This is a genomic window from Microcoleus sp. T2B6 (genome assembly GCF_036700475.1).
In the GTDB taxonomy this organism is placed as follows: Bacteria; Cyanobacteriota; Cyanobacteriia; order Cyanobacteriales; family Microcoleaceae; genus Microcoleus.
In genome coordinates this window covers 1-15,618 of the sequence record NZ_JAUBOZ010000012.1, presented here as the reverse complement: position 1 = coordinate 15,618, position 15,618 = coordinate 1, and the positions used below count along the sequence as shown (strand labels likewise).

Below are 15,618 nucleotides of genomic sequence, written 5' to 3'. Positions count from 1 at the left end.
GAGAAAATATTGATACCCCCTATCACTCCTCAAAACATGGCCGCCTACATCAACCTGTCCACTTTTGGCAAAACAACGGCATTCGCGATCGCACTCCTAACTTGTCATAGCTGTTTAGTCGTTCCCGTTCCAGTCCCACTCCCAGTTCCAGTAACTTCGGACAAAGAAGCTGAAACCACTCAGCTTGAGCCAGGTCTGGAAAAAACTTGCTACGCAGATGCGCTAACCGAAAGCGAAGGGCGAAAAATCACCGAAAGTTCTGATAGTCTGGAGGCCTCAGCAGACAAATTAGCAGCAGCGGGAAAACACAAGGAAGCCATTCAGAAGTACAACGAAGCGGGAGCCGCTGCGTTAAACGAAGCGATTGCAGATGGTCGCGCAGAGGAAATGGACGTAGACAGTTCGCTTTACAGCAAGGATGAGATTGAGGATTTTCGAGAGAAGCATCGTCCACTAATTCAAAAATCGGCAGAATCTAACTTTAAAATTGGCCAGAGTTACGCACAGCTAGGACAACTGGAATCTGCAATTGACTGTTTTAACGGAACCTTAAAAGTCGGCATACTCCCACCCAATGACGCGATCGCCTATCTAAATCGCGGTGATGCCCATGAAAGGATGGGAGTCACTGATAAAGCTAAGGCAGACTTTCAGCAAGCAGCTAATCTTTTCAAAAAACACAAATTGCCGTCTTACGAGAAGCTTGCTCAGAAGCGACTGCAGGCTGCTACCAAAAAATAGGAACCGCTACAGCTAGGTCAGGATATGAGACTTTTCCGACCTTGGATCGGCAGCATCGCCGAAATTTCCCCCAGTAAGAACCCAAAAACCCGAACTGCCACATAGGCTATCCGGGCTTTTCCCTTTAATTTTGTTTCCCCAACAAATGAGGATGCCAGTAAGCAGTGTCGCTTTTTTTGGCAAGGAAAGTTTCTCACCAACTAATATCCCCCAGAAAAGGAGATGCCAGTAAGCAACGTCGCTTCTTTTGGCAAGGAGAGCTTTCATTTAATTAGTCTTCCCAACGAGTAGGAACTTCTCCATAATACCCAAGACAACACAAGAGGTCTAGAGGCTATTTGCGAGACTTGAACTTTTCCGCTGTAGGGATTGAAACCTAGAACATCACGCCATGACTACTTCTGACTACCAAATGAGGTCAAGTTGAAGCTTCAGTTAGAACAGCAAAAGTCCCGCGCTCTAACGCTTTAGCCAGGGTTTACTAATTTAGTAATACCAGCTAAAACTAACTAAATAGTTAAACTATTCTAGCCGTATTTGTGCTGGAGTTATTTGCTGCTATGTTCGAGAGCGAGAAGAGGACAGGGGTAGAGGATTTGACGAGTGGGGAATACGGCATTGAAATATACAATTTAAATGCGCCACAGCTTAATTAATTTTCTGGCGAGCCGGACTATCGGACCCGATCGCGCACGGCTCTTGGCAGCCCCCGCAAGCGAGCGCGTGTAAAGATTTTTAATGTTTTATCAAGATGTTTATCTCAATGTGAAGGAATTGGGAACTCTTATAACATCTTGTGTGTTGTAGCTTATGGCACTACTGTCTTAAGTTATTGTGGTCAAATATAAAATAATCATTAAGCCGGTGGATATGAGGGTGCTTTTCGTCTATCGGCTTGAGACACCAAGACCAGCTTTTCGCTATGCCCGCCCATTAAGTGCGTATTTACGCTCAACGAGGTTTTATGACTCCAGTCATGTTACGCCAACTCTGGTCATTAATTGAGACCACCCAAGCTACTCTGTTAGTCAATTTAGACGATGCCACCCTGGTACAGTGGCTGCTGAAGCAGTTAAAGACGAACTCTGCGCTTAATGGCAAAGAAGCAGATTTATTGGACGAATACATCCAGTCTCGGCTGTGCCTAATCCGCGATTTAGCTGAGCAGCGCCTAGCACCAGAGCTAATGTGAGCCAATTCAATCAAAATCGGATAAATATTCCAGGGAAGGGCGACGATCGCTCGCGCTGGGCAGAAATAGCAGAAAAGAAACCGGGTTTCAGGGATAAATCTTAGGTTTGACGACCAGATCTCCAGCCAGAAACCGGGTTTCTAACTCTGGGCTCCCAGTTTGCTCAAAAAAAAAACAGGCGGGTAGTCGGGGCAGTTGCCGCTGTGCACCACCGGATGCAGAACGGCTAATTTGAAACCGGAGGCTGTGTAGATCGCCGATCGCCACAGTTCTGACAGCTACAAGGTAGGATTGTCAGGAAAGCGTTCTATTAAAATCTATGCGTAAATGGGGATTTCTGCTACTAGCAAGTGTGTTGTTTGTGGCACCGTTGGCGTCTTGTAGGGATAGATCGGCACAAACCGGACAAACAACAGCAACAACTGCAGCGGGCGGCAACTCGCAACAAGGTTCCAGCCGGATAGATACAATTATCAGCCGCGGCAAACTGATTTGCGGCGTCAGCGGCGAACTGCCGGGTTTTAGCTTTGTAGACGAAAAAGGCAAATATTCGGGACTGGATGTGGATGTGTGCAGGGCTGTGGCGGCGGCAATATTTGACGACCCCGAAAAAGTCGAGTACCGAAAACTCAACGCTAAAGATAGATTTACAGTTTTGCAGGCGGGAGAAATCGACATTCTCAGCCGAAATACTACCTACACCGCGAGTCGCGACAGCACTACCGGACTGGAATTTGCCCCGGTGATCTTTTATGACTCTCAAAGCATCATGGTCAAAAAAGACAGCGGCATCAAAAGTTTAAAAGATTTTGCGGGCAAATCTATCTGCGTGCAGACAGGTACGAGCACCGAACAAAATTTGTCTGACCAAATGCGAAAAATAGGAGTTAAATACACTCCTGTCGTGTTTGAAGATGTGAATTCTACCTTTGCTACCTATCAAGAAGGTCGCTGTCAAGGTGTTACTGCCGATCGATCGCAACTTGTTTCTAAGCGGACAACTCTGCCGAATCCCGATAATAATGTTGTTTTGCCGATCGTGATGTCAAAAGAACCCTTAGCCCCAGCGGTAAAAAGCGGCGATCCTAAATGGGCTGATGCGGTGAGATGGATCGTTTTTGCGACGATTGAAGCTGAAGATTTGGGAATTAATTCGGGAAATGTAGACCAAATTGTGGCAAGCACTACAGACCCCAGCGTCAAACGTTTGCTAGGAACAGAAGGAGATTTAGGTAAAGGTTTCGGACTCCCGAACGACTACGCCGTCCGCGTTGTGAAGAAAGTGGGGAATTACGGGGAAATGTACGATCGCAACCTTGGCCCCAAAAGTACACTCAAGTTAGAACGGGGGCAAAACAGACTCTGGAAAGATGGCGGTTTGCTTTACTCGCCGCCATTCCGCTAATTTTAGTTAACTGTTAACTGTTGACTGTTGACTGTTGACTGTTAACAGTCACGCACCAAAGCTATGTAGGGTGCGTGACGGTGAAAATCCCGATCGCCAATCGAGTAACTTTCAAGTCACGCACCAAAGCTATGTAGAGTGCGTGACTTGAAAAATCCCGATCGCCAATCGAGTAACTATCAAGTCATATCAAATCCGGTAGCATCGGAATAATTCATCTCTATATTCTCTCCCTCTGCGTTCTCTGCGCCCTCTGCGGTTAAATCATTCCGATGCAACCGGAAACGATATCACGCACCAAAGCTCAATCTCGGCTGGAGTTGCCAGCAGATTTATAAAATATAATTTAACTTATGAACCCAGAACCTCAACCGGGCAAAGCCCAGAAATTTCCCTATTTTCAAGATATATCAAAACTCCTGCGGGACGATCGCTTCTGGAAAATAGCCGGACAGGCGATCGCCCTAATTTTAGTAATAGTTGTTATCGCCATTCTCGGGGACAATCTGGGCGCCAATTACTCGCAACTGGGGATTGCATTTGGATTTGACTTTCTCAATTCCCAAGCATCCTTTGACATCGGCGAAAGCGTGATTCCCTACAGTCCCGAAAACAGTTACAGACACGCTTATTTTGTCGGTTTAATCAACTCGCTGCGGGTGATGGGTCTCGGCATTATTTTCGCAACAGTTGCGGGTTTGACGGTAGGAATTGCGCGCCTTTCCGACAATTGGCTGCTGCGGAGTTTGGCTGGTTTGTATGTGGAAATTTTACGAAATACGCCGTTATTGCTGCAATTATTTTTCTGGTATTTTGCCGTTTTCATTTCCCTGCCAAAACTGGAAGACAACCCGCAGTTACGCGGGCCAATTTACTTGACAAATCGCGGCATTGCTGTACCTTGGCCTGTCGCTTTGCCGGGTTTTGAGATTTGGTTGATTTTGCTAACTGTCGGAGTTTTGGCAGCGGCGGGGCTGTGGATGTGGCGGGCGCGGGTGATGTTGGAAGAAGCTAAGCCGGGAAGACAGTTGTTTTGGGCTCTAGGTGCGATCGGGCTGAGTGCAATCTTAGCTTTGATTATTACCAAAAATCTGCCTTTTCGCCTAGATTTTCCCCGCCTGACAGCAGGATTGCAACTCGAAGGAGGATTAAAACTCACTCCAGAATTTGCAGCCTTGGTGACAGGGCTCAGCTTGTATACTGGCAGTTACATTGCAGAAATTGTCCGGGCCGGAATTCAGTCAGTATCGAGAGGCCAGTGGGAAGCGGGAAAGTCTTTAGGGCTGAAGTCTGGAACAATGATGCGGATGGTAATTTTGCCCCAAGCTTTGCGGGTGATTGTGCCGCCTTTAACCAGTCAGTATCTGAATTTAGCTAAGAATTCGAGTTTAGCGGTTGCGGTTGCTTATCCCGACGTTTATTTTGTGGTGGGCTCTCCCACGTTGAATCAGACCGGTAGGGCGATCGAAGCAATGTTAATTATCATGGTAACATATCTAACAATTAGTTTGATAGTTTCTCTGTTCATGAATTGGTACAATAAAACTGTACAAATCAAGGAAAGGTAAAGAGTTAATGTGGGAAATTTTACAACGGCGATCAAAGGAAATAGAAAAATGGCGTACAGGGATTTTAGTTTAGAGGGCGCAGTCCAAACATTTGAATTAAAGTATTCGGAAGTCGCCAATTTGTTTGGCAAAGAACCCAACTTAGAATGCAGCCAACTACTAGCAGAAACTCTCAAGCGCAGTGTACCGTTAGGTCTCGCAAGTAATACCCAGAAATCCCGCGCTGAAATGATTACAGCACCAATTTTAATTGAACTTAGAGAACAATTACAAAATCGAATTAGCTTATTTTCCGGTATTGACTTTAATGTTGACTCCGAAAGAGGCTTAGACGGTAGTTGCGATTTTCTAATTGGCAATTCATCAGGACTTTTGTTAGTTGTTGCACCAGTCATTATAATTGTAGAAGCAAAACCGGAAAATCTCAATAGTGAATTGGGACAGTGCGTAGCAGAAATGTTGGCAGCTAGAATATTTAATGAACGTGAAGGCAACGATATTCCGGCGATTTTTGGCGCTGTAACTAGCGGAAATATCTGGAAATTTCTCAAATTAAAAAATCAAGTAATTGAAATAGATTTGACCGAGTATTACCTCACCGAGGTTAATAAAATTTTAGGTATTTTAGCCAGTGCAATTAATAATTAATAATTAATGAGCAACCAATAAAATGGAAACAATACCTGTATTACCGCCCCCAGCCACCGAATCGCCTACCCCTTGGAATTGGGCGCGCAAAAATTTATTTAGTACCTGGTACAACAGCATTCTGACAGTAGTTTGCCTAATTATCGCCTTCCAAACTATTAAAGGAATTATCGTTTGGGCAACAACAAAAGCTCAATGGCGCGTATTAGAAGCCAACTTGCCGCTATTTTTCGCGGGCAGATTTCCCAGTGATTCTTACTGGCGCCTGTGGATAGTAACGGCCATAATTGCTTTGTTGGGAGGATTAACTTGGGGAAACATTCAGCGGCAAGAACGTCTTTGGAATCCGCCTTTACTAATTATACTCGGTGCTGCGGTTGTGGGTGCGGTCATTTCGCCGATCGACCTAACCTCTCGCCTCTACCTCTTAGGAATTATTATCGCAGCCGCCGCCAGCTATGCCATCGGAAGGCAAGTTTACCCAAAAATCATGGACTGGATGCCTGCAATTTGGGTTCTTTCTTTCCCAATAGTTTTGTGGCTAATTAAAGGCGGGTTGGGTTTGACCGAAGTGTCAACAAATGATTGGGGCGGTTTAGTATTGACGCTGTTTTTAGCAGTTATTAGTATTGTGCTTTCCTTTCCTTTGGGAGTATTGCTAGCACTCGGCCGACAAAGTTCTTTGCCAGTTGTAAGACTGTTATCAACCTTATACATTGAAATTATTCGCGGTTTACCATTAATTGGCATTTTATTTTTAGGTCAAGTGATGCTGCAACTCTTTTTGCCGCCCGAATATCCGAAATTAGATAGAGTAATTAGAGCCATCGCTGGACTGACTCTATTCAGTGCAGCTTACTTGGCAGAAAACGTGCGCGGTGGCTTGCAGGCTGTGCCTAGGGGACAAATAGAAGCAGCTAGGTCGATCGGACTCAATACACCCCTGCTTACAATTCTCATTGTACTGCCTCAAGCACTGCGAATAGTCATTCCTGCGATCGGCGGTCAATTCATCGGATTATTTATGGATACTTCCCTGCTCTCTCTATTCGGAATGTTAGAATTAATAGGAATATCCCGCGCAGTTTTAGCAAATCCATCCTATATCGGCAGATACGCCGAAGTTTACGTATTTGTCGGCATCATTTATTGGATTTTTTGCTACTCAATGTCCCTAGCAAGCCGCAAAATTGAGCGAACTTTAGAAGTAGGTCAAAGGTAAAAAAATATCTGCGTTCATCCGCGTTCATCAGCGGTTAAGAAATAAAAAAATATGGAAACTCAACTAACAGCCCCCGAACAAGTAATCGTAGCCGAAAACGTCCACAAATGGTACGGACAATTTCACGTACTGCGCGGTGTCAGCATGACGGTAAACCGAGGTGAAGTGGTTGTGGTGATGGGGCCATCTGGTTCGGGAAAATCGACGTTTATTCGCACATTCAACGCCTTAGAAGAATACCAACAAGGTAAAATTACGATCGACGGCATCGAACTTTCCCACGACTTACGCAACATTGAGACAATTCGCAGCGAAGTAGGAATGGTGTTTCAGCAATTTAACCTGTTTCCCCACTTATCAGTCTTGCAAAACGTCATGCTAGCGCCAGTATGGGTGCGCCGCTGGCCGAAGAAAAAAGCCGAAGAAGTGGCGATGCAACTCTTAGAAAGAGTGGGCATTTTGGAACAAGCAAAAAAATATCCCGGACAGTTGTCTGGAGGACAGCAGCAGCGGGTCGCTATTGCACGTTCTCTAGCCATGCAGCCTAAAATCATGTTATTTGATGAACCGACATCAGCATTAGACCCGGAGATGGTGCGGGAAGTTTTAGATGTAATGCGAAATTTGGCTCAAACGGGAATTACAATGGTGGTTGTGACTCACGAAGTCGGGTTTGCGCGCGAAGTTGCCGATCGCATTGTGTTGATGGATGGCGGCGTTTTAGTTGAAGAAGCTGAGCCGGAAGAGTTTTTTCAGAATCCGAAGGAAGAACGCACGCGCAAGTTTTTATCTCAGATTTTGTAACTAATTTTTAAGTGTATTCAGTGGGTTTGGCGACGGTAGCAGCAGTAAAAATCGGCACAATTAAGGTAAAATAAAAGAGTGTACAATCAGTCTCTATTTTGCTGAGATAGCTTGCAATGCCATCCACAAAAACTCTGCCGTTAGTTAAAGACTCGGAACGCCTAGAAAGTCGCCTCAAAGAAATCCCGGCGGTTCCTGGTGTATATTTAATGCGAGACGAGAGCGATCGCATCCTTTACATCGGCAAATCCAAAAAACTCCGAAACCGCGTCCGTTCATACTTCCGCGAAAGTCAAAATCTCAGCCCCCGCATCGCGATGATGGTGCAGCAAGTGCGCGAAATTGAATTCATCGCCACAGACACAGAAGCGGAAGCTTTGGCGTTAGAAGCAAACCTCGTAAAACAGCACCAACCTTACTTTAATGTCCTTCTGAAAGATGATAAAAAATATCCTTATTTGTGCATAACTTGGTCGGAGGAATACCCGCGCATTTTTATCACCCGCAAACGCCGGGCCGGTAGTGCCAAAGACCGCTACTATGGCCCCTACGTCGATACAGGGGCGCTGCGGAGTACGCTGCATTTAATTAAGCGAATTTTCCCCCTGCGGCAGCGCCCTCAACCGCTGTTTAAAGACCGTCCCTGTCTGAACTACGACATCGGGCGCTGCGTTGGCGTTTGTCAAGGGTTAACTTCGCCGGAGGAGTATCGTAAAATCATCCAAAAAGTAGCGATGATTTTCCAGGGAAGAACTCAGGAATTACTCGACTTGTTAGCGCCGCAAATGGAACAAGCTGCCGAAGATTTAAACTTTGAAACGGCGGCGCGCATTCGCGACCAAATTAAGGGTTTGCAGTCTTTGAGTGCGGGTCAAAAAGTCTCTTTGCCAGACGATACTGTTTCCAGAGATGCGATCGCACTTGCGGCCGATAGTCAGCACGCTTGCGTCCAATTGTTCCAAATTCGTGCAGGTCAATTGGTCGGAAGATTGGGATTTATGGCGGAAATACCCTCCCAACTCAGGGCGGGCACGGGGGCACCGCCCCTACAATCGGGGGGGGAAGAGTTATCTCAACTTTCTCTTTCCTTTCCTCCTGGGCAAGGGAGGGAAGGAGGGGGGGTAGAGGCCGGAGCGATTTTGCAGCGCGTGTTGGAAGAACACTATCAAAATGTCGAATCTGTAGAAATTCCCAGCGAAATTTCAGTGCAGTACGAATTGCCAGAAGGAGAAATATTAGCAGATTGGTTGAGCAACCGTAAGGGGCGAAAAGTTACCATTTTGACTCCGCAGCGGCAAACTAAGGCAGAGTTGATTGAGATGGTGGAACGCAATGCTGAGTATGAATTGGCGAGAATGCAAAGATTGAGCGATCGCAATTCTCAAGCAATGGAAGATTTAGCAGAGATTCTCGATTTGCCAGAAGTTCCTCGCCGCATTGAAGGTTACGATATTTCTCACATTCAAGGTTCTGACGCCGTAGCTTCCCGCGTGGTATTTATTGACGGTTTGCCCGCAAATCAACACTACCGCCATTACAAAATTAAAAATCCTGAAATTAAATCGGGTCATTCTGATGATTTTGCTAGTTTAGCAGAAGTTATCGGTCGCCGATTCCGAGGATTGAAGGAAGAAGAAAGAGGAAAGATGGAAGAGGGATTTAGCGAGTTAGAAGAACCGGAAGAACTCAGCAATTTATCATCGGTTTCTCATACTATTTCCGACAAACCCGACTTAATTATGATAGATGGCGGCAAAGGTCAACTGTCAGCAGTTGTGGCTGTTTTGCGGGAGATGAATTTGCTAGAAGAGTTGCGCGTTGTCAGTTTGGCAAAGCAGCGAGAGGAGATATTTTTGCCGGGGGAATCTTTGCCACTTCCAACTAATTCTGAGCAGCCTGGGGTACAATTATTGCGCCGGGTGCGAGATGAAGCGCACAGGTTTGCTGTGAGTTTTCACCGGGATCGCAGAAGCGAGAGAATGAAGCGATCGCGCCTTGATGAAATTCCCGGATTGGGACACCACCGACAAAAACAATTGTTGGCACATTTTCGGTCGATCGACTATCTCCGTTTAGCGACTCCCGAAGAGTTGGCAGAAGTTTCTGGGATTGGCCCGCGTCTGGCGCAGCAAATTTACGATTATTTCCATCCGTAAAGCCTTACCCCGCATTGGAGACGGGGATTTTAGGGGTGAGGGGGCGATCGGGCCGCAAGTCCCGATTCAGCCTGTGTGAGGGAGGTATTCAAAAATTTTGCACAGGCCTATTGCAATCCCCAGAGACTTGTGGTATGTTTAGTTTCTGTGCGCGGGCATAGTTTAGTGGTAAAACTTTAGCCTTCCAAGCTAATTATGCGGGTTCGATTCCCGCTGCCCGCTTATGTCTATAAAAACCTAGAACCCTTGAGAAATCAAGGGTTTTGGCGTTTCTAGGGCTTAGCCTCTATGGTTGCACAAGGCGTTTTGGAGACAATTTGGAGACAATTTGGAGGCAAAGACGGGCTGTTTGGAGACAAATTGGAGACAATTTGGAGACAATTTGGAGACAAAATTGGAGACAATCAAGTGCCTAGCTCTGCCAATATGTCCAAAACTGCCTTCATATCATCCGGGTCAGCCTTCGACTTTTTACGCCGCGCTCTCAACTGGTTGAGCAAGTCGGCCGGCTCTGGAAATTCTGCGACGGTCGGAGCCAAGTTTTTAATTGCTTCCCGATCGCGCTGCACTTCCTTGAGTTCTTGCTCCAACATCTGCACCTTCAGTCCTAAATCGCCGTTGCGCTCATGCAACTGGTTCAGTTCTTTATCCCATTCTGCAAGTTGCTTGTTGGCCGCTTTCAGTTCCTGCCTGAGTGATTCATCGTTGCCGTCACTCAGGCACTCAATTTTCCCAGCCGTTCCTCAATGGCGGCCATCCGTTCCATCACCGGGTCAAGGCGATCGGCTACAGCCTTGTCTACAGTGTCTACAATTTCTGTAGACACGACGCTATCATTGCTTCGTGTAGACAAATCTGTAGACGATGTAGACACTATCGGTGTAGACAAAGTAGACAGCGCTGTAGACGTGCCTGAGACTTCCTTGAGAATGCGTTGTGCAGCTTGACTAAGTGACTCACCGTCTAGCTTCTGAGCTTCTATCCAGTTCAGGAAGTGACCGGATGCCCTGAATGATACGACTTGACTCTGACTCATTGTAGACACCTGTATACAGTATTTGTCTACAATAACTGATGTCTGTCTACACTGTCAACATATTGTAGACAAAACTTGTAGACACAAAAATCCCCCAGTTAAGGGGGATAGGATTGAGCCGTTAGTTGTCAGGCAGTGGCTAAATTTTCCGCAGGTTACAGAAGAGCATTGAGATTACCCGTCCACCCTTGTGTTTTTCGCGCTCTTGCCAGTCAACCTTGCAACTGATGCTCGTGTGAATCTCAACGATGCGGCCGTGCCAGTTATAGCTAGAGTCCTCTGGTTTGTTGCCAGCCACTTTGTCTCCGAGCCTAAATGCCTTGAGCGGGTCAGAACAGGGGATGCCCGTGAGTAGTTCTGTCAGTTTTTGCTTATCGGAGTCGGAAAGTTTAGAGAAAGAATTGCAAAAGTCTAGAATAGTTGGCAAAACTGCTTCACTTGCTTCACTTCCCTTGCTAGTAATGGTTGTAGGTTCACTCGCTGCTTCACTTGATTGAGTGAGTGAAGCAGCGAGTGAACCTGTATCCCTGTCACTGTGGGAGAGTGAAGCAAGTGAAGCAAAAGTTTGTACAATTCCAGACAAATAGAATTGCCCTTTAAGTGGATCAAGGCTACCACCCTCCGTATGCCGTACTTTTTGGATTTTGGGAAAAATCTCTGAAAACCTTGCAAACACTTGATTTATGGCTTTTACAGGTGTGTCGTATTTGTTGGGTAGGTCATGCCAAATCAGCTTATCTTTGCGCTCGCCATTGCTCGATTCAATTTCTAGTGTCCCCGTTTCTAAGTACCACTCTTGCAGACGTTCCCACAAGTCTTTGATGTAAATGCGGCCACCAGCTTGTACCTCAATGCCAGCGTCACGGACAAACTGCCACAGATGACGGCTTTCCTCCTGGGCTTTCTGCATGGCCTCCTTAGTTGCCTTGTAGTCGATACCCTCGGAAAGTAGTAGCGGCCATCGCTCCAACATCTTGTTAAGCATGGCGGGTGCAATCTGTTCCAAAATGAACTTTTCATCATCCTTGAAGCGCGGGTCAGCTTCTAATTGCCCCTCAGAAGCGATCGCGTTTTTGGTGTAGGTCTTTTCAAAATTCAGAATTCCGTACCGACCCTCGATCGCCTCGGTTCCTCCGGTGATGGATGGCAACTTATTGCAATTAGCAAAGAAAGTAGCGATCGGTTTGTATTCGTGGCTGTCCTTACCTTTGGGTTCAATGTCGATCGGGTCACCAGTAATGAACTGCTTAAGACTCTGAATATTGTCTAGGTCTACTTTTGCAGTGTTCTCTGAAGCCCAGTTACAGACACCCCCTAGCAGACCGGACAGATTAAACTTGCGGCCGGTGTCATAGGCTCTGAAGTCAGACAAAGACTTCCCAGTCATTCCATTCCCATAAACTGCAGCGAGCACTGCGCGTAAAGTGTCCTTACCATTAGAGCCTTCTCCGTGACAGAGCAAACCTTTTACCCCCCGCCCCGTCAACTTTGAGCGCACCAGTTTTAGGTTGAGTGCAGCAGCGGCCGTCCGCAGGAAAATTTCTCGCTGCGATGGCTCCAAACACTCTAAAAGGCGATCGCAATCTGCCGGGTCAATCGTGGGGGCATACTTGCATCCGACATAGGTATAGATATTTTTTGGATCATGTGGTTCTACCTTGTAAGTGCCGTCAGCGTTGACTTTGATTACTCCATCAGGGGTGTTTAATCCATCAGGATTAATAGTATTTGGGTCTACCGCAAAACCTGCAATTACCCAGTCATAAACCTGATTAATGCTTGCAGAATTGGCGTATTTCTTGCGAAGGACGTGCCGAACCATCTCAACGTAGTTACTCAGATAATCTCGAATCCGCCGCTTCTCTACCACTTCTAGACGCAGTTCATAATGAGTGCCAGTGAAGTAGTAAAGCTGTCCCGCGATAGACGCCCAACGACCCTCGGAGTAGAGATATTCCTCGGCTTTTAGTACAAAGTTTTGCTCTCCGACAGGCGCTGTATCTGGGATGTAGTCGCTTTCACTACCAGAAGATGACAAAGATACTACATTCTCATGCGTGCGCGGGTGAGGAGTTAGAGAATTATTAGGGTTTGTGTCAATTTTGCGATCGCCTTTTTTAAGCTGTTTCTCCCACTTGGCTAAAGTTGGCGCGCTCGCTACAGCCTCCTTGAATGCGTCACCGCCGTTAGCTTTGATAAAATCATCCATCCCCTTAAACTTGGTATCCCAAACCGTGACGTGTACCTCGCAGCCCTCCTGTTCCAGTAATCGGCCAAACTTCAAAATGGCTGCACGGCAAGATGGGTTGGCCGCATAGTCGGAGTCAAAATCTATGTAGTGGATGGTGTCAGGTTGTGCCCACTCCTTCACTCTGCGCGCAAGTTCCCCATCTTTACCCCAATTCCACACACCCGTTAGAGCGATTACAGCTAGGTCAAGACTTAAACCCGCGCCGGATTTTTTGGCTCCCTCTGTCCAATGACGAGGGATGGATTTGTCAGTGTGAACTTTTGCCCAATAATCTTTATCAGGCATTGCTAGGAAGATTGCGTCGGGTTCCATGCCGCTACCTGTGAGGTATTTACGTTCCTTGGAACCTTCGGGATGATGTGGTTTGTCAGGCTTACCTTGTCCGTACCACGTACCCATAAATACGCCTGTCCGCCAGTTAACGCCACGACACCACCAGCCCCCTGTTTTAATATGTTCTTTGGGACGGACGTGTTCGTTGAGTTCTTTGGCGGTTAACGATTCGATGTTGAGACGGGCGATCGCTTCTGATACGGCTGAACCCTCGCACCATTCGGCGAGGTGCTTGGTAGATAAATATTTTGCGGTACTTGAAACTTGACCGTCGATCGGAGTAGAATTGTCGTACATGGAAATTTTCTCGCCCTAAGCGAGTTTGATTGCCAAAAGCCGTTGCACGAGGGTTCCAATCTAGAGCAGCGGTTTTTTGGTGTTTACAGTTTTTGGAAAACTTTAGGGCATAGAGAAAGGAACCACCCTTTTTTTGCGGAAATATGCGGTGCTGATTCTCATGCCTGTAATTGACTAATGGTGGCTATCGCAGACACACAGCAGGAGGCTGCTAGTGGTCTGCTACTGATTGTAACAATACTTCGCCTAGCGGACTGCCTCCATGTGTTTTTCCTGCGCGACCCGACTAGAAAACGAAAAAAAAACGTACCGTTTCTCTGCAAAAACTCACCCGTCGGGTTTAAAGGTAAAAGCACTAGACGAGTGAGTCGCAGAACGGATTTCAGCGCCGCCACGTCAGAGGGGCTCTTGTCCGAAATTTCGGACGGATTTTGCTGTGCCCTGACCACCCAGAACTGCGTCCCACTGTCGAGGTTGTGGTTCCCCTGGTGTTGCCGGCACTGCTACCCCAAGCTGAGGCAATTGCAATTCATTGAGGTAGTAGGCGTACTGATTATCATCTCCCCGCTGCGGGTAGAACTTGCCGTTAGTTTTCCAAAAGAAGTCTTTACCTCGCAAAACCGCCAATACTAACTCTATTTCTGACTTGGTACCAGTCAATCTTAGAGCTGCCGTGGTTGGTATATTCGGCTGTCTAGTCATCACTTTCCCCCTTCACAAATGGCATCAAAAATTCATACTCAGCCTTCGCGTCCCGGTAGGATTGACTACTGCCGGCTGACACTCCCCAAACTTCTTTAAGGATTTTATTCTTGCCAGTGATGCCCTTCGCGTGACATTGCAGAATTAGTTCGACTTGTTCGCGCTGCTTGGTGGATAAATTCACTACTGCGAGTTCGCCCGAATCGCCAGAAGTCTTATTCAGTAGAAGTTCTAGTGATTCTCTTATCGAATCGAGTTCTGCCTCTTGTTCGTCTGTTCGTTCGTTTGTTGCCAGAATTTGTTCTGCTTCCTGTTGTCTTTGTTTCTGAGAAATGTATACGCTGGTGCTGATTTCATCCACCACATCGGCAGTGATTGCCCGCTCTTTAATTGCCTCAATCTCCCCTTGCTCAGACAGTTTACGAGCGATATTACCAGCGGTAACAGCACAAGCAATCGCAGCACACAAGCTGACACCTTGCAGTGCTTTGTGAGTGTCTAGCGTTTTGTCCAGGGCTGCTAATGGAGTCAGCCACAGCACGACAGAGGACGCGCTCAAAACGAACAGTTTTAGCTGCATAAAAACACCCCAAAACCAATCAGCAACATCGCTAAACCACCGATTAGAACTGCTTGTAAATCAGCAACTGTAATCTTAAGTAGTTTGCTCAAGGAGTAGTCAAGTAACCAGCTCAAACCCCAAGCAATCGCAATCGCTGCTAACAAGAATGAGACGGCTTTCATTGCCATCGGATGCAGACTCGCTATCCACCCCAAAAGGGAGAAAGCGACGCATCCGGCAACAAAGTAATTTGCCAGATACATCGCTTTCATTTAGTTAGCCCCTCCCGTCAGTTTGGCTTTAATTTCATCAATCCGAGTGCGGGCATCGCTGTCAGCCTTGTCAATCCCTAAGCCCAGTCGGGCATATCCGGGACGCAAGCTGTGCAAGTGCTTAGCTAGTCGAGTGTCTGAGCGTTTTTTACCCAGTTCATTATCAGCCACAACACCTTCATATTTGCGGTGATGCCGGTGAACTTTAGCATCGGCTTCTTCAACTTTTGCCAGTGCTTCATAGGCGCGTTTAGACTGTTTTGCGCCGTCTGTTTTCTCCTTTGCTAAATCCTTCATTGCGTCCGCTTCTTCCTTGGTAAAGTAGCGCGGTGCTGGCACAACTGGCACACTACGGATGCTGGAAAAATTACCAGGATTTAGCGGTGTGATGACACTTGCGTCGGTGCTTGCCAGAACTTTTGATTTGTC

Annotated in this window: 16 protein-coding genes and 1 tRNA gene; 9 read left to right on the top strand and 8 right to left on the bottom strand. The window is 46.8% G+C overall.

What is annotated here, in order from left to right:
* Positions 1 to 9 precede the first annotated feature (9 nt).
* A complete protein-coding gene (locus QUA00_RS07775; protein ID WP_333409259.1) occupies positions 10 to 741 on the top strand; it encodes a tetratricopeptide repeat protein in 732 nt (243 codons plus the stop codon).
* A gap of 12 nt (positions 742 to 753) precedes the next feature.
* Here QUA00_RS07775 and QUA00_RS07770 read toward each other — a convergent pair whose 3' ends face one another.
* The gene (locus QUA00_RS07770; protein WP_333409258.1) at positions 754 to 1,008 is read right to left on the bottom strand and encodes a hypothetical protein; all 255 of its coding nucleotides are present in this window, start codon (positions 1,006 to 1,008) and stop codon (positions 754 to 756) included.
* Between the two features lie 697 nt (positions 1,009 to 1,705).
* Between QUA00_RS07770 and QUA00_RS07765 the strand changes: the two genes are divergently transcribed.
* The 8 genes from QUA00_RS07765 to QUA00_RS07730 all read left to right on the top strand — a co-directional run bounded on the left by QUA00_RS07765 (position 1,706) and on the right by QUA00_RS07730 (position 9,958).
* Complete coding sequence (locus QUA00_RS07765; protein ID WP_333103901.1) at positions 1,706 to 1,933, top strand: hypothetical protein; 228 nt, start codon at positions 1,706 to 1,708, stop codon at positions 1,931 to 1,933.
* Between the two features lie 319 nt (positions 1,934 to 2,252).
* Positions 2,253 to 3,338, top strand: a complete 1,086-nt coding sequence (locus tag QUA00_RS07760) for an amino acid ABC transporter substrate-binding protein (protein WP_333409257.1) — start codon at positions 2,253 to 2,255, stop codon at positions 3,336 to 3,338.
* 353 nt (positions 3,339 to 3,691) lie between these two features.
* Positions 3,692 to 4,906: an ABC transporter permease subunit gene (locus QUA00_RS07755; protein WP_333409256.1), complete on the top strand. Its 1,215-nt coding sequence runs from the start codon at positions 3,692 to 3,694 to the stop codon at positions 4,904 to 4,906.
* Positions 4,907 to 4,954: 48 nt separating this feature from the next.
* A complete protein-coding gene (locus QUA00_RS07750) occupies positions 4,955 to 5,554 on the top strand; it encodes a hypothetical protein (protein WP_333288099.1) in 600 nt (199 codons plus the stop codon).
* 22 nt (positions 5,555 to 5,576) lie between these two features.
* Positions 5,577 to 6,776 (top strand): amino acid ABC transporter permease, encoded by a 1,200-nt coding sequence (locus QUA00_RS07745; RefSeq protein ID WP_333409255.1) that lies wholly within the window; start codon positions 5,577 to 5,579, stop codon positions 6,774 to 6,776.
* A 51-nt stretch (positions 6,777 to 6,827) separates the two neighbouring features.
* Complete coding sequence (locus tag QUA00_RS07740; RefSeq protein WP_333409254.1) at positions 6,828 to 7,580, top strand: amino acid ABC transporter ATP-binding protein; 753 nt, start codon at positions 6,828 to 6,830, stop codon at positions 7,578 to 7,580.
* A gap of 116 nt (positions 7,581 to 7,696) precedes the next feature.
* A complete protein-coding gene (uvrC, locus tag QUA00_RS07735) occupies positions 7,697 to 9,736 on the top strand; it encodes an excinuclease ABC subunit UvrC (RefSeq protein WP_333409253.1) in 2,040 nt (679 codons plus the stop codon).
* A 151-nt stretch (positions 9,737 to 9,887) separates the two neighbouring features.
* Positions 9,888 to 9,958: transfer RNA gene (locus QUA00_RS07730), tRNA-Gly, on the top strand.
* Positions 9,959 to 10,140: 182 nt separating this feature from the next.
* Here QUA00_RS07730 and QUA00_RS07725 read toward each other — a convergent pair.
* The 7 genes from QUA00_RS07725 to QUA00_RS07695 form a co-directional block, all read right to left on the bottom strand.
* A complete protein-coding gene (locus QUA00_RS07725; RefSeq protein ID WP_333409252.1) occupies positions 10,141 to 10,368 on the bottom strand; it encodes a flagellar alpha dynein in 228 nt (75 codons plus the stop codon).
* A gap of 83 nt (positions 10,369 to 10,451) precedes the next feature.
* Positions 10,452 to 10,772: a hypothetical protein gene (locus QUA00_RS07720; RefSeq protein WP_333140985.1), complete on the bottom strand. Its 321-nt coding sequence runs from the start codon at positions 10,770 to 10,772 to the stop codon at positions 10,452 to 10,454.
* Between the two features lie 139 nt (positions 10,773 to 10,911).
* On the bottom strand, positions 10,912 to 13,653 hold the full coding sequence (locus QUA00_RS07715) for a DUF3854 domain-containing protein (protein ID WP_333409251.1): 2,742 nt from the start codon (positions 13,651 to 13,653) through the stop codon (positions 10,912 to 10,914).
* Between the two features lie 396 nt (positions 13,654 to 14,049).
* Positions 14,050 to 14,313, bottom strand: coding sequence for a hypothetical protein (locus QUA00_RS07710; protein WP_333409250.1), 264 nt, complete (start codon positions 14,311 to 14,313; stop codon positions 14,050 to 14,052).
* 34 nt (positions 14,314 to 14,347) lie between these two features.
* Positions 14,348 to 14,935, bottom strand: a complete 588-nt coding sequence (locus QUA00_RS07705) for a hypothetical protein (protein ID WP_333409249.1) — start codon at positions 14,933 to 14,935, stop codon at positions 14,348 to 14,350.
* Positions 14,926 to 15,189 (bottom strand): hypothetical protein, encoded by a 264-nt coding sequence (locus QUA00_RS07700; protein WP_333409248.1) that lies wholly within the window; start codon positions 15,187 to 15,189, stop codon positions 14,926 to 14,928. The genes QUA00_RS07705 and QUA00_RS07700 overlap by 10 nt, the downstream gene beginning before the upstream one ends.
* A partial coding sequence (locus QUA00_RS07695) for a hypothetical protein (RefSeq protein ID WP_333409247.1) occupies positions 15,190 to 15,618 on the bottom strand: 429 nt, incomplete at its 5' end. It lies immediately after the preceding gene.

Excerpts from the sequence above, each read along its gene's own strand:
- uvrC (WP_333409253.1), top strand. The coding sequence starts at position 7,697 with ATGCCATCCACAAAAACTCTGCCGTTAGTTAAAGACTCGGAACGCCTA.
- QUA00_RS07765 (WP_333103901.1), top strand. The coding sequence starts at position 1,706 with ATGACTCCAGTCATGTTACGCCAACTCTGGTCATTAATTGAGACCACC.
- QUA00_RS07720 (WP_333140985.1), bottom strand. The coding sequence starts at position 10,772 with ATGAGTCAGAGTCAAGTCGTATCATTCAGGGCATCCGGTCACTTCCTG.
- QUA00_RS07745 (WP_333409255.1), top strand. The coding sequence starts at position 5,577 with ATGGAAACAATACCTGTATTACCGCCCCCAGCCACCGAATCGCCTACC.
- QUA00_RS07760 (WP_333409257.1), top strand. The coding sequence starts at position 2,253 with ATGCGTAAATGGGGATTTCTGCTACTAGCAAGTGTGTTGTTTGTGGCA.
- QUA00_RS07700 (WP_333409248.1), bottom strand. The coding sequence starts at position 15,189 with ATGAAAGCGATGTATCTGGCAAATTACTTTGTTGCCGGATGCGTCGCT.
- QUA00_RS07750 (WP_333288099.1), top strand. The coding sequence starts at position 4,955 with ATGGCGTACAGGGATTTTAGTTTAGAGGGCGCAGTCCAAACATTTGAA.
- QUA00_RS07755 (WP_333409256.1), top strand. The coding sequence starts at position 3,692 with ATGAACCCAGAACCTCAACCGGGCAAAGCCCAGAAATTTCCCTATTTT.
- QUA00_RS07715 (WP_333409251.1), bottom strand. The coding sequence starts at position 13,653 with ATGTACGACAATTCTACTCCGATCGACGGTCAAGTTTCAAGTACCGCA.
- QUA00_RS07705 (WP_333409249.1), bottom strand. The coding sequence starts at position 14,935 with ATGCAGCTAAAACTGTTCGTTTTGAGCGCGTCCTCTGTCGTGCTGTGG.
- QUA00_RS07740 (WP_333409254.1), top strand. The coding sequence starts at position 6,828 with ATGGAAACTCAACTAACAGCCCCCGAACAAGTAATCGTAGCCGAAAAC.
- QUA00_RS07770 (WP_333409258.1), bottom strand. The coding sequence starts at position 1,008 with ATGAAAGCTCTCCTTGCCAAAAGAAGCGACGTTGCTTACTGGCATCTC.